Raw genomic sequence first — 15,862 nt, forward strand, 5'->3', positions numbered from 1 at the left:
CGCCCATGCGAGCCCGCGCACCACAACACGCAGTTTCTGAAAGCAGGCCTGTTGGGGTGGCCGGTCGTATGTCGCAATGAATGTTTCCCGACGCGTGAAACGCGTACTCGTCGTGCTGTGCGTGCTGGCCGCGCTCATCGCGGCGGCGTTGCTGTGGCTGCCTTCCGTGGCCGCGCGCCAGCTGACGCTGCACTATCTGAACGACGCTGGCGTCAGCGCCACAATCGGCGATGTCGATGTCGATCTGTTCAGCGGCACCGTCGACCTGCGGAACGCCAAGGGCCGGGGCCCTGAAGGAGATGGCTTTTCTATCGATCAGCTGACGTTTTCCGTTGACTATGCCCCGCTGCTGTCCAAACGACTGAGCCTGTCGACGCTCGCGGTCGAGAACGCGGCGCTCGATATCCGCCGCGGTACCGACAATAGCCTGCGTATTGGCGGCATACCGATCACATCCGCCGAATCCGGCGACAGCCAGCCTATCGAGTGGGGGCTCGCCCTGCGCGAGGTCGCCGTGCGCGGGCTGCGTATCCATTACATGCAGCCCGCCAACGGCGAGCAGCCGGCAATCGATCACGAAGTGGTTCTCAATGACTCCAGCGCACGCGACGTTGTCACCTGGCAGGCCGATAACGATGTCCCGCTGGACGCCAACCTGCGCGTCGGCGACAGCCGAATCCAACTCAAGGGGCGCATCACGCCGTTCGGCGAGTCGGTATCTGGCCACTTCGAACTGCAGACCGAAGACTTCGCCCTCGATCTGCTCTCGCCGCTCACCCAGGCGCGCGGCCTGCAACGCCTGACCGGAACCGTAGACAGCGAACAGCAGATCGATATCGACTACGCCCCGTCCGCGTCGCTCACGATCGGTATCGACGGCTCGGCCGACTGGCAGGCCTCGGCACTCGCCATGGCCAACGGTCTGGCGCTGTCGGGAGACCGGCTGTCCTGGCGGGGCCAGATACAACTCGACCTGCTGCGCCCGGCGGGGCAACCAGCCACGGTTGAAAGCGAGGGTCGGCTGCAGGTCGCCGGGCTGGCACTGGAGCAACCCGAAGCATTCAGTCTCAAGCAGGCAACCGGCGACTGGCAGGGCCGCACAACCACGACGCTGGCGGCAGATGCGACTCGGATCACCACCGACGGCAAGCTCGACGCCGGCGACGTGGAGATCACCGCGGGCGCGACGAACCGGTTCAGCGCGCCTGCTCTGAGCTGGCAGGGCAGCACCCAGGCCGATATCGCCCCCGACGCCAGCGCACATGTCCAGAGCAAGGGGCGGTTTTCAAGCGAGCGTCTCGACATGGCTCTCGCCGGCGACACCCGGATCGAAACCCGCGGGCTGGGCTGGCAGGGCAACATCGAAACCACGACAGGCAAGACGGTGCAGGTCGACAGCGACGGCACGCTCGACGCGCAACGACTCGATATCAGCCTCGCGGGCAGCAGCACAGTTTCCGGCCGCGGGCTGAACTGGCGGGGCCGTGTCCAGGCCGACGCCGACAAAGACGTTGAGATCGATAGCGACGGCAAACTCAAGGCCGAGCGTCTCGACACGACGCTGGCCGGCGACACGCGTATCAACGGCCGCCAGCTGGACTGGAACGGCACGCTCAAGACCGTTGCCGGTGCCGATATACGAGTCGACAGCGACGGCGCCCTCAAGGCGAGTCAAATGAACCTGCAGGTGCCGGGCAGTGTCGAGCTCGGCATTACGACAATGGACTGGCAGGGCGCTTTCGACGTCGCTGCCGGCAGCAGCACGCGCATCAGCAGCGACGGCCGGCTGGATACGCGCGCTCTACGCTTTGCGGTGCCCGAGACCGCAACATTCCAGGCCAGCGCCGCGCTCTGGAACGGCGCGATGGATTTCGATATCGCAAACCAGGTCTCGCGCCGTACCCGCGGGCGCCTGATCGCCAACACGGCACGACTGGCTCTGCCCGGCCAGCCAATCGCACTGGCCGCCGACCGGCTGGTCTTCAACGGCGACTACAGCGAACAGCCGGTTACCAGCGGCGAGCTCAAGCTGAACATGGCCGGCGATATCACCGCGCAGGCGTTCAAGCTCGACAACACCGCCATCGGTGCCCCTTGGGTGGCGCTGCGCGACGCCGAACTCGACAACCTGGCGATCGACGGCGTCGACGACATCGGCTTCGACACGTTGAATGCCACGGGCGTGCGCGTGCTCGGCGATACCGACACCAGTGCCGCGGTGCTCGACGCAACCACGGCATCGGCACGCGGATTCCAGCTGCGTGCGCTACGTGACTACCGGCTGTCGACACTCGCGATCGACGGCGCCGACATCCATATACGCCACGACGCCGACGGCATGGGCGTGATGGCGCTGTACTTCGGCGGCGATGGCGATACGCCGGCGGACAGCTCGCGCGACGCCTCGAACAGCGCGGCGTCGACCTACGCGCTCGATCACCTGACTCTTTCCGGGCCGTCGATCGCCTTCACCGACGTGGCCGTGAACCCGCCCGTGTCGCTAACCGGCTCGACGCTCGAACTGACCGCCGACGGTCTCGACACCGGCAATCCCGACCGGGACGCCAATTTCCGCCTCGCTCTGGATGTGGGCCAGTATGGCCATCTGGACAGCCGCGGCACGATTGCGCCGCTGGCGACCGGCGGCATGAACATGGATCTGGACGCCTGGCTGCGTTCGCTGGCGCTCGCGCCGATGTCGGGCTATCTCAACGCGGCCATGGGCCGGCGCATCGCCCGCGGCGTAGCGGACGGCACGCTGAACCTCGAAGCCACCGACGGCCAGCTCGACGGCAATCTCGATACCACGCTGTCGAACTTCCGGCTGGTGGAGACACCCAACAGCGAGACCGAGATCGTGTTCGGCATTTCCATGGATACTGCGCTCGGGCTGGTGCGCGGCCAGGACGACACGATTCAGTTCGAGACGGCCATCCTCGGTGACGTCACCAACCCCTACTTCTCGGTACGCAATCTCGTTCGCGAGGCCGTGCTGGCCGGCCTGCGCACCACGATCATGAGCGACTACTCGCCGCTGGGGCTGCTCAACAAGGCGAAGAACGCGCTGCTCAACCTGGGCCGCTCGCTGGTCTCGAAGCCGGTCGTGTTCGTGGCTGGCAAGCACTACATCCGCCCCGAGGATCGCGGCTACCTGGGCAACATCGCGCAGTCCATGCGCGAAAAACCGGGCCTGCGTCTCACCGTTCAGGGCCATGCGACACCGCAGGATGCGGATGCCATGTCGCTGTTCGGCGGTGACACGATCGATAGCGGCAACGAACCCAAGTTACGCAAACTCGCCGGCCAGCGCGCCTCCGCGGTACGCGACTATCTGGCGGCGCGCGACGTGAATCCCGAGCACATCACGCTGGGCGAACCGGTCATCGATCGCGAGACGGACGCGTCGCCGGAGGCCACCTTTTCGCTGACCGGCAAGTAGCCGGCGAGAGAGCCTGTCGCCGCTCCACCCGGGATCGGGTGAAGCGGCGGCCCCCTAGGATTCGAGCAGGTAGGTATAGCCGGAAAGACCGGCTTCGAGCAGGGTTTCGGTTTCGCGCTTCATGCGTGCATCCAGATTCGATGCCGCGAGCTTGCGACGATAGGCCGCGCGCAGATCGTCCGGCTCGAAATGGACATAGCGCAGCAGCTCGTCGGCGCGGTCGCCCTGCTCCGCGTCGGCCAGACGCCAGCCTGTACCGTCACTGTCGATCTCGACATTGACCACGTCGGTATCGCCGAACAGGTTGTGCATGTCGCCCAGATTCTCCTGGTAGGCGCCCACCATGAAGATACCCAGCCGATAGGCCTCGCCGTCGCGCAGCGCGTGCAGCGGCAGCGTGCTGTCGACGCCGTTCTCGTCGACATAGCGATCCATGCGCCCGTCGGAGTCGCAGGTCAGGTCGCACAGGCGGGCGCGCTCCTCGGGCCGTTCGTCGAGACGGGCCAGCGGCATGACCGGAAAGATCTGATCGAGCGCCCAGACGTCGGGCACCGACTGGAAGACCGAGAAATTCACGAAATATTTCGAGGCGAGCTTTTCCTGGGCGGTAACAATCGCCGCGCGTTCGTCGTCGTTGTCGGGCGCGTGGGCAGCCAGTGCGCGATAGATGGCCGCCACCTCGGCCTCGGCCGCGGCGCGTTCCTCGAGACCGATATCGCCGGCCAGAAACCGCGCCTGCACGTCGGCCATATGCCGCTCGGCGCGATCCAGCGTCGCACTCGGCGATACGGCGCCGTCCAGCGTCGCCATGCTCTGATCGCGGGCCGTCTCGCTGTCGATCACCTGGGTCAGCAACACCGCGTGATGCGCGGTCAGCGCGCGCCCGGATTCGCTGATCACGTCGGGCATCGGCAGCTCGAAGCTACGGCAGACCCGCGCCAGCGCGCCGATCACTACATCCGCATAGTCGGGCACGCCATAGTTCATGGAACAGAACGAACGCGCGCCGCGGCCTTCGTAGTCCACGGCGAGCCCGCCACCGACATCGACCACGTTCACCGGCGCGCCGAGCGCGCGCAGGCCACGATAGAGATGGGCGGTCTCGTCCATGGCACGGGCAAGTGCGGCATGGTCCGCGACCTGCGAACCGACGTGCACATGCAGCATCTGCACGCAGTCGGCATAGCCGAGACGCTCCAGGCGGGCCAGCGCATCGACCACCTGCGACGCGGTGAGGCCGAACTTGGATTTCTCGCCGCCGGTATTCTGCCAGTGGCCGGCCGCGACACTCGCCAGCCGAATACGCAGACCGATGCTGGGACGCAGGCCCAGATCGTCGGCGATCTCGGCGATTGGCTCCAGCTCGGAGGGCTTTTCGACCACGATATGCACGCGATGGCCCAGCTGCTGCCCGATCATCGCCAGCCGCAGGAAAGCCCGGTCCTTGTAGCCGTTGCACACGATCACGCTACCCGGCGCGGCCAGTGCGAGCACGGCCATCAGCTCCGGCTTGCTGCCGGCTTCCAGTCCGGCACGCTCGCCACCGGCGGCGACGAGTTGCTCGACCACGGCCCGCTGCTGATTCACCTTGACCGGATAGACGACGGTATAGCGGCCTGAATAATCGTGGCGCTCGCGCGCGGCCTCGAAGGCGTCGCACAGCCGGTTGATACGATCACCGAGGATATCCGTGAAGCGCGCCAGTACCGGCAGACGCAGGCCGGCGCGCTGGATCTCGTCGGTAAGCGCGTCGAGATCGATCGCCGGGCCATTCGCCCTCGGCGTCACCGTCACCGCGCCGCGCTCGTTGATATCGAAATAGCCTTCGCCCCAGGTGGCCACGCGATAGAGCGCGCGGGCATCGTCGATCTGCCAGGTCGGCGCGGTGGCGGTCTGTTCGTTGTGTTGCGACATGGATATTTATACTGCGTGGCTGGGCTATATACTGCGTGGCCGGTTTGGCTCGACGGCTGCGCTCAAGCGCGCACAAGGGAAACGCATGGTACTCGACGGCAATTGGTATACCGAAGCAAGCGACACGCTGGGGCTCGGTTTCTCGCTGCGGATCAAGGACAAGCTGCATGAGGAAACCTCGCCGTACCAGACGATCGCGGTCTACGAGACCGAGACCTTCGGCCGGCTGCTGACCATCGACGGGCTGGTGATGCTCACCGACCGCGACAACTTCGTCTACCACGAGATGATGACCCACCCGGCGCTGTTCGCACACGGCTCGGCCAAGAATGTGGTGATCATCGGCGGCGGCGACTGCGGTACCTTGCGCGAAGTGCTCAAGCACGACAGCGTCGAGCAGGCCACGCAGATCGAGATCGACGAACGCGTGACCCGTCTGGCCGAGGAGTACTTCCCGGCGCTGTGCGATTCGAACGACGACCCGCGCGCGACCCTGGCCTTCGAGGACGGTGTCGCGTGGATGAAGAACGCGCCGGACGGCAGCGTGGACCTGATCATCATCGACAGCACCGATCCGATCGGCCCGGCCGAAGGCCTGTTCAACGAGGCGTTCTATAAACAGTGCCATCGCGTGCTCGGCAACGGCGGCATGCTGGTACAGCAGAGCGAGTCCCCGCTGGTGCACAGCGAGCTGATCGGCGAGATGCACGACGGGCTGCGCAATAGCGGCTTTGCCGACACCCAGCTGTTGAGTTTCCCGCAGCCCAGCTATCCGACCGGCTGGTGGTCGGCCACGCTGGCGGCGCGCGATACGCGCACGCTGTATGCGCCGCAGGGCGAGCTCGGTTTCGAAACCTTCTACTACACCCCGGCCATGCACAACGCGGCGTTCGCCCAGCCGGCATTCATGGCCCGAATTCTCGGCGGCTGAAGCCGGCAAGAAAATAGCGCGGCGCCGGCAGCACGCGCCGCGCGAGGCCGTCTGAAACGGCCAACAGGCTTTAGAGGTCGACCTACTTGGAGGATTCGCCCAGCGCCGTCTCGAACGCCTTGGACGAGTAGAAAGCCCCCAAGCGCCGCCGTACGAGGTCTTCAAGCAGACCGCTTTCCGACAGTCCCTCGATGACGACCGGTGCGAGCGTTTCGGCTTCCTGGTGCAACAGGTCGAGATCCACGCCGACATCACCCAGCACGTCGGTGAGCGAACGCGAACCGTTGCGCTCGAAGTAGGACACCACGGCGGCATCGACCAGATCGCCGATGTACTGGGTCTCGCGCAGCTCCTGCCAGATGCGCAGGCCGTAATCGACCAGTTTCTGGAGCTCGTCGGCATCGACCACATCGTCGATCGAGAGCTTCTTGTCGTGTACCTCCGCCCAGATCTCGGCGGCGATCGCACGAATGCGCTCCTCGTCGAGCGATTCGATCAACATCTCCTGACTGCGCGCGAGTGTCTTCGCCGTGTTGTTCTCGATATAGGCACGCACGCGCTTCTCGACCTGGGCCTCGAGGCCCGGCATGCGCTTACCGATCGCGCTGCTCGAGCCCTTGATCAGCGACGACACGCCCGGAATCGACTTGATCGCGCCGGTATCGGAGAAGATGTAGTCCTTGATGCCCTGGTAGAGCACGTCCGAGGCGAGCGCGGTATAGACCGGGCTGTCCAGCAGCCGCTCGATCAGGCGCGCACGCAGTTCCTCGAGCTCCACGAACAGGCTCACACCCTCCTCGAACAGGCTTTCGTCGATCACGTCCTGCACGCGGGTCTTCTTGTTCAGGTCAAGCCGAATGAGATCGTCGGCGATACCACCGATCACGCCGGCCAGATCGTCGGGCAGACGCATGTCCAGCGCCAGGCGCTCGGCAGCACCGCGCACCGTATCCACCGAGACCAGCGATTCGAGTGTCGTATCGCCCGCCCATTGCCAGATCGCATCGACTTCGGCCTTCAGCCGTTTGGCGGCGCCCTTGCCGCGCCACTGGTCGAGCTCGAACGCGACATGGGCCTCGAAAAGCGCCTGCGCGGACTTATTCATCGTCTTGGACTGTGTCATGCACGAGTGTGAAGGTTGAGCCAAACCGCGAGCTTACGCGTTAAAACCAGCCCCCGCGAGAGAGTGCTTAGGTATTAGCCCGTATTGAGCACAACGCACCTCGTGCTTAAGTTCTCGACTCAGCACAATCATTGATTACACAGGATCAAGCCATGAATGAAGATCAGTTCGAAGGCAAATGGGATCGCATGAAAGGCAAGGTGCGAGAGCACTGGGGCCGGCTGACGGACGACGATGTTGAAGAGGTCCAAGGCAAACGCCAGAACATGCTGGCGAAGATCCAGGAAAAGTACGGCGATACTAAGGAAGCCGCCGAAGACAAACTCAAGGATTTCGAACGCAAGTTCTGAAGCGTGGTCTGCCCGGCGCCCGGTGGGGTGCCGGGTCGACCTGAACTGGAAGAGAAAAGTAGATCGAGGAAATCTTATGCGACACGACGATTATGTGACGCGTACGAGCCAGCCCGCCGAACGCAGCATGCGCCGGGATCCGGTGGTCCATGCCGCGCCGGAGAGCCGCTGGAATGGACCGCTGGGCGAAGTTGCCCTGTCCAACTTCGAGCGTGATGGTTATCTCTCGTTCGAGGGTTTCTTTTCGCAGGAACGCATGGCGCCGTTCTTCGAAGAGCTCGAAGACATGAGCCATGACGAGGAACTGCTCAAGCAGGACGGCGTGATCCGCGATCCGAAATCGGGCGCGATCCGCTCGGTGTTCGACATGCATCGCATCTCGACCCGCTTTGCCGAGCTCACGCGCGACCCGCGTATTCTCGGCATGGTGCGCCAGCTGCTGGGTGGCGACGTGTATATCCACCAGTCGCGCATCAACGACAAGTACGGCTTCCAGGGTGCCGGCTTCGACTGGCATTCGGATTTCGAGACCTGGCACGCCGAGGACGGCATGCCGCGGATGCGGGCGATCAGCGCGTCGATCATGCTCACCGACAACAACGAGTTCAACGGCCCGTTGATGTTGATTCCTGGCTCGCATCACCAGTTCGTGCCCTGCCAAGGCGCCACGCCGGACGATAACTGGAAGAGCTCGCTGAAGGCTCAGGAAGCGGGCGTGCCGAGCCAGAAAAATCTCCAGGAACTCGTGAATCGCGGCGGCATCGCTGCGCCCAAGGGTCCGGCCGGTTCGCTGCTGCTGTTCGAATGCAACACGTTGCACGCATCGAACTCGAACATGTCCCCGTGGCCGCGCTCGAACCTGTTCTTCGTCTACAACAGCGTGGATAACGCGCTTGGACAGCCCTACGCAGCCGACAAGCCGCGGCCGTCGTTCCTGGCCAACCGGGACACGCCGCAAGCGCTGGAAATGCACGACCCGTACAGCGATTTCCGCTACGCCAAGTCGGCGTAAATCGCGTTCAACAGCCCGCGGCCCTTTCGGGCCGCGACGGCTGTCATCCATAGTGATCGGGTCATCCCGAAAGGAAGAATGTCATGAGTAATCAATGGATCGTAGTGAGCGACGCCGCGCGGGCGCGGCTGTTTTTCCGTGACGCCGAGCACAAGCTCACGCTCATCGATACGCTCAAGCACAGCGAAAGCGAAGCCCACGAAGGCGACCTGCGCACCGGTGGCAAGGGCGCTGTCCATGACAGCGGCGGCTCGGGCCAGCACCAGGCGGACCCGCAGACCACGACGAGTGAGAAACACGCGGATATCTTCGCCAAGCAGGTCACCGAACGGCTCAAGAGCGAGCTCAACAACGATGCGTTCACGGAACTCGTCGTCGTTGCCGACCCGTCCTTTCTCGGCCGCCTGCGCGATCACATGGACAACCCGCTGCAGGACACGGTGCGCAAGACCATCGACAAGAACTGGGCGCAGCACGACGAGCGTCAGATCGAGAAGCAGCTCGACAACCAGCTCTGATCGCTAGGCCTATTAGCCGCGCTCGAGTCATGATCATCGGGCAGACTGCAGGCGTGCCGGCTGAGGGTTCCTACGGATAGGCAGCGCGAAGCACCTGCCCTAGCCTCAGAGGATCACGGTCGCGCACCGAAGCAAACCGAAAATCAGGAGTGAGTCATGCTGGGTTGGGCTATTACGTTCTTCATCGTCGCGATTGTCGCGGCGCTTTTCGGCTTTGGTGGCATCGCATCCGGTGCCGCAGGCATCGCGAAGATCCTGTTCTTCATCTTCCTGGTGCTGTTCGTGATCGCGCTGGTCTCGAATGCAGTACGCGGAAGAGGCCCGAAGCTTTAGCACGAGTTGTCTACAACTCAATGCGTGTCTGTGGCGTCGTCGGTTTCCCCCTTTTCCGGCGGCGCCCTTTTTCAATCGGTCTTTAGAACTCCGGCACTTCGATGAGATTTCCGGCCGAAAGCCATATTCTCACAAGATGAGGCAGCGATTCGGCATTGAGTTTCTGCATGAGATGCACCCGGTGAGTCTCGACCGTACGCGCACTTATCCCCAACTGACCGGCGACCTGCTTGTTCGCCAGACCGTCGACGATCATGCTTAGAACCTGCTTTTCGCGGGGGGTGAGCAACTCGATCAGGGCTGCATGTTGTCGAGCCTCGCGCTTGGCCGTGTCATCGTTGTCGCTCGCCTTGGACAGGCGGTCGATCTTTTCGAGCATGCCTTCAGGAGAGAACGGCTTTTCTACAAAATCGACAGCCCCCAACCGCATGGCGGTTACGGCATGTTCGATATCGCCGTAGGCGCTCATCATGATCACGCTCACCGCCGCGTTATTGGCGATCAATTCCTTCTGCAGCGTGATACCGTCAGTACCTTTCAAGCGCAGATCAATCAACGCCAGACCCCGGCGCGGCGCTCGTACCTGAAGAAATGCCTCGGCACTGGAATAGCAGTCGACCTGATAGCCGGCATCGGACAGCAGGCCTTTCAGCGATTCGCGGATCGCCGGATCATCATCAACTACGTGAACAACAAAAGGCACCTGACTCAAATTCCTCTCGACAGGACACAAACAGGGATCAGCGCCCATCTTTTTAGTTTATTCAAGTCTGTTTGACAAGGCGTAGTCGCCGATAATGATCGACAGTTTGGGTAATCAAGCCAACTCAGGACACCGCAGATGATCGATCCAGAATCCGACAATCCCGACAATACGCGGCCTGACACTCTCGAAGCCGCGCAAGCGCGCATCGACAAACTTGAGCAACGCCTTGCGGCAGAAAGCGAACTGCGCGAACGCGCCCAGAACAACGAGCGCTGTTTCCGCGAACTGGCCGAACATATCCGCGAAGTGTTCTGGATGACCAACCCCTTGGGCGACCAGTTGGTCTATATCAGCCCTGCCTATGAGCAGATCTGGGGCCAGACCTGCCAGAGCCTTTACGAGGATCCGGGCAAGCGCCTGGCATGGGTCCACGACGCCGACCGCGAAGAAGTCCTCACGGCCTTCAAGCGCGACGCCGCCGACGGCAATTACGACAAGACATTCCGTATCGACCGGCCGGACGGGGAAACCCGCTGGATCCGCGATCGCGCTTTCCCTGTGTACGACGACGACGGCGAACTCTATCGACTGGCCGGCTTCGCGCTCGACATAACGGACCGAATCAACTTCAACGACCGGATCTCGCAGTTGCATACGAGTATCGACACGCGCGACCGGATCAGCGTGTTCGCCGCTCTGGGCACCGGCCTCGCTCACGATCTAAGCCAGCCTCTGACGGCGGCCCGCAACTTCATTGCTCGCGCGCGGATGGGTTTTACCGCCGAGGGTAGCGAGATTCGGGGCACGCTCGAACGCGCCGACCACGAAATTTCTCGCGCCGTGTCCGTCATTCACCATCTGCGCGACTTTGCCCGCCAGGGCAAACCGACCCGGAACAAACAGGCCGTGCAGCCGATCATCGACGATGTACATCAGCTGCTCGATCCGGCGCTGCGTGCGAACAATGTTCGTTACCACGGCCCGGCGCTCGACTCCATCGAGAGCCTGGAACTGCCAATCGACGAGATATTCGTCCAGCAGATTCTGCGCAACCTCGTCACCAACGCCGTCGACGCCTTCAGTGACGGCGAACAGAACAACGAACTGCGCGAAGTGCATGTGCGCGTGAACAGCGCCAACGACGACTATGTCGATATCGAAGTCGTCGACAACGGCCCGGGCGTGGCTGACGATATCCAGGTCTTCGAGCCGTTCCTGACGACCAAGGACGACGGTGTCGGCCTTGGTCTAGCCGTTTGCCGCACACTGGCTCGCAGCCATGGCGGCGATCTCATCCTTTCTGACCGTGGTCGCGCCGCAAACAGCGGCGATTGCGACGCACGCACGATCTTTTCGCTGCGTCTGCCCCGCAACTGAGGTTGCGGGGCAGACGGGCCGCGCTCGGCGCCCGCTGAGCCGGTCCTAGCGCGGAGGGTGCATGACCCGCATCAGGATCGCGACGCCCACACCCCAGAAGCCGTTGAGCGCCAAGCCTATGCCCACGCGCGGCAGTGTCAGGCCATCGAGAATTTCCGGGAACGGCTGTCCCTTGAGCCATTGCACCAGGAACAGATACACGATGGTGGGGCCGATGGCGCCGAGGATGAACGCCCCCACGTAGTAGCCCGCAGCAAGCGCGCGCCTAATGAGCAGCCAGAGCAGCATGCCCCAGAGCGCGCCCCAGAAAGCCAGGGACACCACCGCCGGTACACCGAACGGCGGAACGGGCGCCATATTCCAAACGCTCGCATCGAGCAGGTCAGCCCTGTCGAGGCCCCAGAGCAGCCCTTGATGGAATACCAGCGTGGAAACGAAACCGGCAATGAATGCCTTGATGTAAGCGAACATGAACAGCCTTGATATAGATGAAGTCGGTGTAGTGGCCGGCTAGCCGCCGCGCGCCGTATCGGCCGTCTGATTGAACAGACGCTGACGCGCCGCTTCGGTCTTGGGCTGGCCGCCACGCCATTCCCTGCCCAGATCGACGCCTTTCTGCACGGCCGGGCGTTCCTTGACCCGTTGCCGCCAGGCGGCGACGTTCGGAAACTCATCCAGCGGCTGGCCCATCGCTTTCGCAATCAGCACCCAGGGCCAATTGACAATATCGGCGATCGTATAGGTCTCGCCGACCAGATAGTCACGACCTTCCAATCGGCGCTCGAGCACGCCCAGGCAGCGGTGATATTCGCCGGTGTAGCGCTTGTACGAGTACGGATGATCGCCCGGTGCGTAATTGACGAAATGACTCATCTGGCCGCCCATGGGCCCGAGATTACCCACCTGCCAGAACAGCCATTCGTCCACCTCCTTACGTAGGCGTAGATCCTCCGGCATGAACCGGCCGGCCTTCTCGGCAAGATAGCGTGCGATCGCACCGGATTCGAAGATGGCCAGCGGCTCCTCGCCATAGCCGGGCGCCGGCTCATGATCGACGATCGCCGGCATGCGGTTATTGGGTGAGATGGCCAGAAAAGCCGGCTCGAATTGATCGCCGGCGTTGATATCCACCGGGATCAGCTTGTATTCGAGATCCAGTTCCTCAAGAAGAATGGAAATCTTCCAGCCGTTGGGCGTGGGCCAGTAATAGAAGTCGATCATCGCGATATCAACCTTTTGCGTCGGTGCTGGCGGCCGCAGCGCCGGCTTCGATCAAAGCCTTGATGGCGTCGGCGTCGTAGCCGTTTTCCTCGAGCACGGCCACGGTATCGCCGCCCAGCGGCGGCGCGCCGCGATAATCCGGCTGCGGCATATTGGAGAAACGGGCGGCCGGGCGCGCCTGACGTAGACGACCGGCCTGCTCGTGGTCGGTCTCCACCAGTATCGCGTTCGCGGCGATCTGTTCGTGCGATAGCAGATCGGTGCGTGTCAGCACCGGCGCACAGGGCACGCCATGCTCCGTCAGCCGCTCCAGCCAGTGCTCGGCGCTGTTGGTGGCCAACTTCTCCTGGGTCATCTCGAGCCGCACATTGATATTGTCCTGGCGCGCGGCCGGCGTGGCGAAGCGCGGATCCTCGCCCCATTCCGGCGTGTCGAGCGCGGCCAGCAAGGCCCGCCACTCCTTGTCGCTCTGGACCGCCACGCTGATATGGCCGGTGGTGGTCTCATAGATCAGATCGATGAAGCTGGCGGCCTTGGCCTGGTCGAATTCGTCGCCGACGAAGGTCTGGCTGTTCATGTCGGAATGCCAGAGGAAATCGATTACCGCATCGAGCATGGAAACATGCACATGTTGTCCCGGCGCGCCGTTGGCCCGCGCGAGCAGCGCGGCCGTAATCGCCTGGGCGGCGACATAGCCGGTGAGCTTGTCCGGCACGATGGTGCGCACCAGCCGCGGGCGGGCCTCGTCGGAGCCGCCCTGGATACTGGCCAGGCTCGACAGCGCCTGTACGAGCGGATCGTAGACGGGATAAGTCGCATACGGCCCGGCGTCGCCAAAACCGCTGATCGAGCAGTAGACGATATGCGGCGCGACTTCGCGAATCGCGGCCTCCCCGATGCCCATGCGCTCGGCGACACCGGGGCGGAAGTTCTGTACGAACACGTCGGCGTTCTCGCACAGGCGCCGCAAGGCGTCGCGGCCTTCCGGCGCCTTGAGATCGAGCGCGACGGAGCGCTTGTTGCGATTGTTGTTGAGATAGCTCGCCGAGAATCCGTGACGCTGATTCGAGGCCAGCCGCGTGTAGTCGCCGACATCGGGACGCTCGATCTTGAGCACTTCGGCGCCCTGGTCGGCGAGCTGCATGGTCGCGAGCGGACCCGAAACCATGGCAGTGAGGTCGATGACGCGATAACCGGAGAGAGGCTGTTTCATGCGCGAGAGTTTAATGGGAGACAGAACACGCGGGAAGGCGACGCGCTTTTCTCGCGCGCGCTGCGCGGCGACAATAGCGGCCCAATCCGCCCTGCCCGCTGCAAAGGATCACCATGACCACTCTCGGCACCCCCGGCTCCGATTCCGCCACCCGCGTGATGCTGCTGGGCAGCGGCGAACTCGGCAAGGAAGTCGCCATCGAGCTCACACGGCTGGGCTGCGAGATCATCGCCGTCGATCGTTACGAGCGCGCCCCGGCGATGCAGGTCGCCCATCGCTTTCACGTCATCGACATGACCGACGGCGCGGCGATGCGCGAAATCGTTGAACAGGAACAGCCCGCGCTGATCGTGCCCGAGATCGAGGCCATCGCCACGGCCACGCTCGTGGAACTGGAATCCGAGGGTTTCAACGTGGTGCCCACCGCGCGCGCCGCACAGCTGACCATGGACCGCGAAGGCATCCGCCGCCTGGCGGCTGACGAACTCGGCCTGCCGACCTCGCCGTTCCGCTTTGCCGAAACCGAGGCCGATTATCGCGCCGCGGTCGAAGCCATCGGCCTGCCCTGCGTGGTCAAGCCGGTGATGTCCTCCTCCGGCAAGGGCCAGAGCACGGTTCGCAGCGACGCCGATATCGAAGCGGCCTGGGCCTATTCGCAATCGGGCGGGCGCGGGCGCAAGGGCGAAAATTCACGCGTGATTATCGAGGGCTTCGTCGAATTCGACTATGAAATCACCCTGCTGACCGTGCGCCACGTGGGCGGCACGAGTTTCTGCGCGCCGATCGGCCATCGCCAGGTCGACGGCGACTATCACGAGTCCTGGCAGCCGCAGGCGATGACCGAGGCCGCGCTGGCCGAGGCCCAGCGCCAGGCCCGGGCGATCACGGATGCGCTTGGCGGGCATGGCCTGTTCGGCGTCGAATTCTTCGTCGCCGGCGACACGGTCTGGTTTTCCGAGGTCTCGCCGCGCCCGCACGACACCGGCCTGGTCACGCTCGTCAGCCAGAACCTGTCCGAGTTCGCCCTGCACGCCCGGGCGATCCTCGGCCTGCCGGTGCCGCTGATCGATCCGCGCGGGCCTTCGGCGTCGGCGGTCATCCTCGGCAACGGCCAGAGCGAATCGATGCGCTACAGCGGCCTCGAAACGGCCTTGGCCGAACGCGATACCGAACTGCGCCTGTTCGGCAAGCCGGTCATCGATGGCGCCCGTCGGCTGGGCGTTGCCCTGGCCCGCGGCGAAACAGTCGAAGAAGCGCGCGAGAAAGCACGCAACAGCGCCGCAGCCGTTCAGATCGACTATTGAAGCGCTTGCCACACAAGGTGAGAAAGGCTGTGTATTCAGATACGGGAAAGGTGCCTTTCCTTTATACTTTCGTCCAAGTTCTGACGGGGGGCGCGATTCTCGCGCACAACTCAGTACTTCATCTACCGAACTCAAGGAGTCGAATATGCAAAAGAAACTGACCACGATCCTGCTGGCCATGCTGCTGGGCCTGGGCACGCTGAGCCTGGCCGCCTGTGAAGAAGACGGCCCGGCCGAGAACGCTGGCGAAAGCATCGACAACGCAACCGACGATGCCTCGAACAGCATGGAAGATGCTGGCGAAGACATGCAGGACAGCATGGAAGACGCCGGCGACGAGATGGAAGACGCGGCCGACGACGCCAGCTAAGCTGCTCGTCCGCGCAATCTCGTATTGCCAAAAGCCCGTCGCGAATCGCGA

Annotated in this window: 15 protein-coding genes; 9 read left to right on the plus strand and 6 right to left on the minus strand. The window is 63.5% G+C overall.

Annotated elements, in window-relative coordinates; genetic code table 11:
• Positions 1–76 precede the first annotated feature (76 nt).
• On the plus strand, positions 77–3,439 hold the full coding sequence (locus SADO_RS11705; protein WP_353111549.1) for a DUF748 domain-containing protein: 3,363 nt from the start codon (positions 77–79) through the stop codon (positions 3,437–3,439).
• Positions 3,440–3,493: 54 nt separating this feature from the next.
• Here SADO_RS11705 and speA read toward each other — a convergent pair whose 3' ends face one another.
• Positions 3,494–5,353: a biosynthetic arginine decarboxylase gene (speA, locus tag SADO_RS11710; protein ID WP_353111551.1), complete on the minus strand. Its 1,860-nt coding sequence runs from the start codon at positions 5,351–5,353 to the stop codon at positions 3,494–3,496.
• 85 nt (positions 5,354–5,438) lie between these two features.
• Here speA and speE point away from each other — a divergent pair, with 85 nt between their 5' ends.
• Entirely contained in the window at positions 5,439–6,284 is an 846-nt protein-coding gene (gene speE / locus SADO_RS11715; RefSeq protein ID WP_353111827.1) for a polyamine aminopropyltransferase, read from the plus strand.
• An 82-nt stretch (positions 6,285–6,366) separates the two neighbouring features.
• Here the strand turns inward: speE and SADO_RS11720 are convergent, their stop codons facing one another.
• Entirely contained in the window at positions 6,367–7,389 is a 1,023-nt protein-coding gene (locus SADO_RS11720) for a hypothetical protein (protein WP_353111553.1), read from the minus strand.
• A 170-nt stretch (positions 7,390–7,559) separates the two neighbouring features.
• On the opposite strand from SADO_RS11720, the gene SADO_RS11725 reads away from it, so the two are divergent.
• The 4 genes from SADO_RS11725 to SADO_RS11740 all read left to right on the plus strand — a co-directional run bounded on the left by SADO_RS11725 (position 7,560) and on the right by SADO_RS11740 (position 9,620).
• Positions 7,560–7,757, plus strand: a complete 198-nt coding sequence (locus SADO_RS11725; protein WP_353111555.1) for a CsbD family protein — start codon at positions 7,560–7,562, stop codon at positions 7,755–7,757.
• Positions 7,758–7,833: 76 nt separating this feature from the next.
• The gene (thpD, locus tag SADO_RS11730) at positions 7,834–8,769 is read left to right on the plus strand and encodes an ectoine hydroxylase (RefSeq protein ID WP_353111557.1); all 936 of its coding nucleotides are present in this window, start codon (positions 7,834–7,836) and stop codon (positions 8,767–8,769) included.
• An 83-nt stretch (positions 8,770–8,852) separates the two neighbouring features.
• A complete protein-coding gene (locus SADO_RS11735) occupies positions 8,853–9,287 on the plus strand; it encodes a host attachment protein (RefSeq protein WP_353111559.1) in 435 nt (144 codons plus the stop codon).
• Between the two features lie 156 nt (positions 9,288–9,443).
• Complete coding sequence (locus SADO_RS11740) at positions 9,444–9,620, plus strand: DUF1328 domain-containing protein (RefSeq protein ID WP_006913961.1); 177 nt, start codon at positions 9,444–9,446, stop codon at positions 9,618–9,620.
• Positions 9,621–9,702: 82 nt separating this feature from the next.
• On the opposite strand, the gene SADO_RS11745 is transcribed toward SADO_RS11740, so the two are convergent.
• Positions 9,703–10,371 carry a response regulator transcription factor gene (locus SADO_RS11745; protein ID WP_353111561.1) on the minus strand — a complete coding sequence of 223 codons (669 nt, stop codon included), beginning with the start codon at positions 10,369–10,371 and terminating at the stop codon, positions 9,703–9,705.
• 90 nt (positions 10,372–10,461) lie between these two features.
• Here SADO_RS11745 and SADO_RS11750 point away from each other — a divergent pair, with 90 nt between their 5' ends.
• Entirely contained in the window at positions 10,462–11,703 is a 1,242-nt protein-coding gene (locus tag SADO_RS11750; protein WP_353111563.1) for an ATP-binding protein, read from the plus strand.
• A 45-nt stretch (positions 11,704–11,748) separates the two neighbouring features.
• On the opposite strand, the gene SADO_RS11755 is transcribed toward SADO_RS11750, so the two are convergent.
• The 3 genes from SADO_RS11755 to SADO_RS11765 are packed head-to-tail and all read right to left on the minus strand — an operon-like array spanning position 11,749 to position 14,137.
• Positions 11,749–12,174 carry a hypothetical protein gene (locus tag SADO_RS11755; RefSeq protein WP_353111565.1) on the minus strand — a complete coding sequence of 142 codons (426 nt, stop codon included), beginning with the start codon at positions 12,172–12,174 and terminating at the stop codon, positions 11,749–11,751.
• Between the two features lie 39 nt (positions 12,175–12,213).
• Positions 12,214–12,924 carry a glutathione S-transferase family protein gene (locus tag SADO_RS11760; RefSeq protein ID WP_353111567.1) on the minus strand — a complete coding sequence of 237 codons (711 nt, stop codon included), beginning with the start codon at positions 12,922–12,924 and terminating at the stop codon, positions 12,214–12,216.
• A gap of 7 nt (positions 12,925–12,931) precedes the next feature.
• Positions 12,932–14,137 carry a CaiB/BaiF CoA transferase family protein gene (locus tag SADO_RS11765; RefSeq protein ID WP_353111569.1) on the minus strand — a complete coding sequence of 402 codons (1,206 nt, stop codon included), beginning with the start codon at positions 14,135–14,137 and terminating at the stop codon, positions 12,932–12,934.
• Positions 14,138–14,250: 113 nt separating this feature from the next.
• On the opposite strand from SADO_RS11765, the gene purT reads away from it, so the two are divergent.
• Both purT and SADO_RS11775 read left to right on the plus strand, forming a co-directional pair.
• Positions 14,251–15,441, plus strand: a complete 1,191-nt coding sequence (gene purT, locus SADO_RS11770) for a formate-dependent phosphoribosylglycinamide formyltransferase (RefSeq protein WP_353111571.1) — start codon at positions 14,251–14,253, stop codon at positions 15,439–15,441.
• 145 nt (positions 15,442–15,586) lie between these two features.
• Positions 15,587–15,811, plus strand: coding sequence for a hypothetical protein (locus tag SADO_RS11775; RefSeq protein WP_353111573.1), 225 nt, complete (start codon positions 15,587–15,589; stop codon positions 15,809–15,811).
• The last annotated feature ends 51 nt before the right edge of the window (positions 15,812–15,862 follow it).

The sequence above is a fragment of the Salinisphaera dokdonensis CL-ES53 genome, from assembly GCF_040361215.1.
Classification (GTDB): Bacteria; Pseudomonadota; Gammaproteobacteria; order Nevskiales; family Salinisphaeraceae; genus Salinisphaera; species Salinisphaera dokdonensis.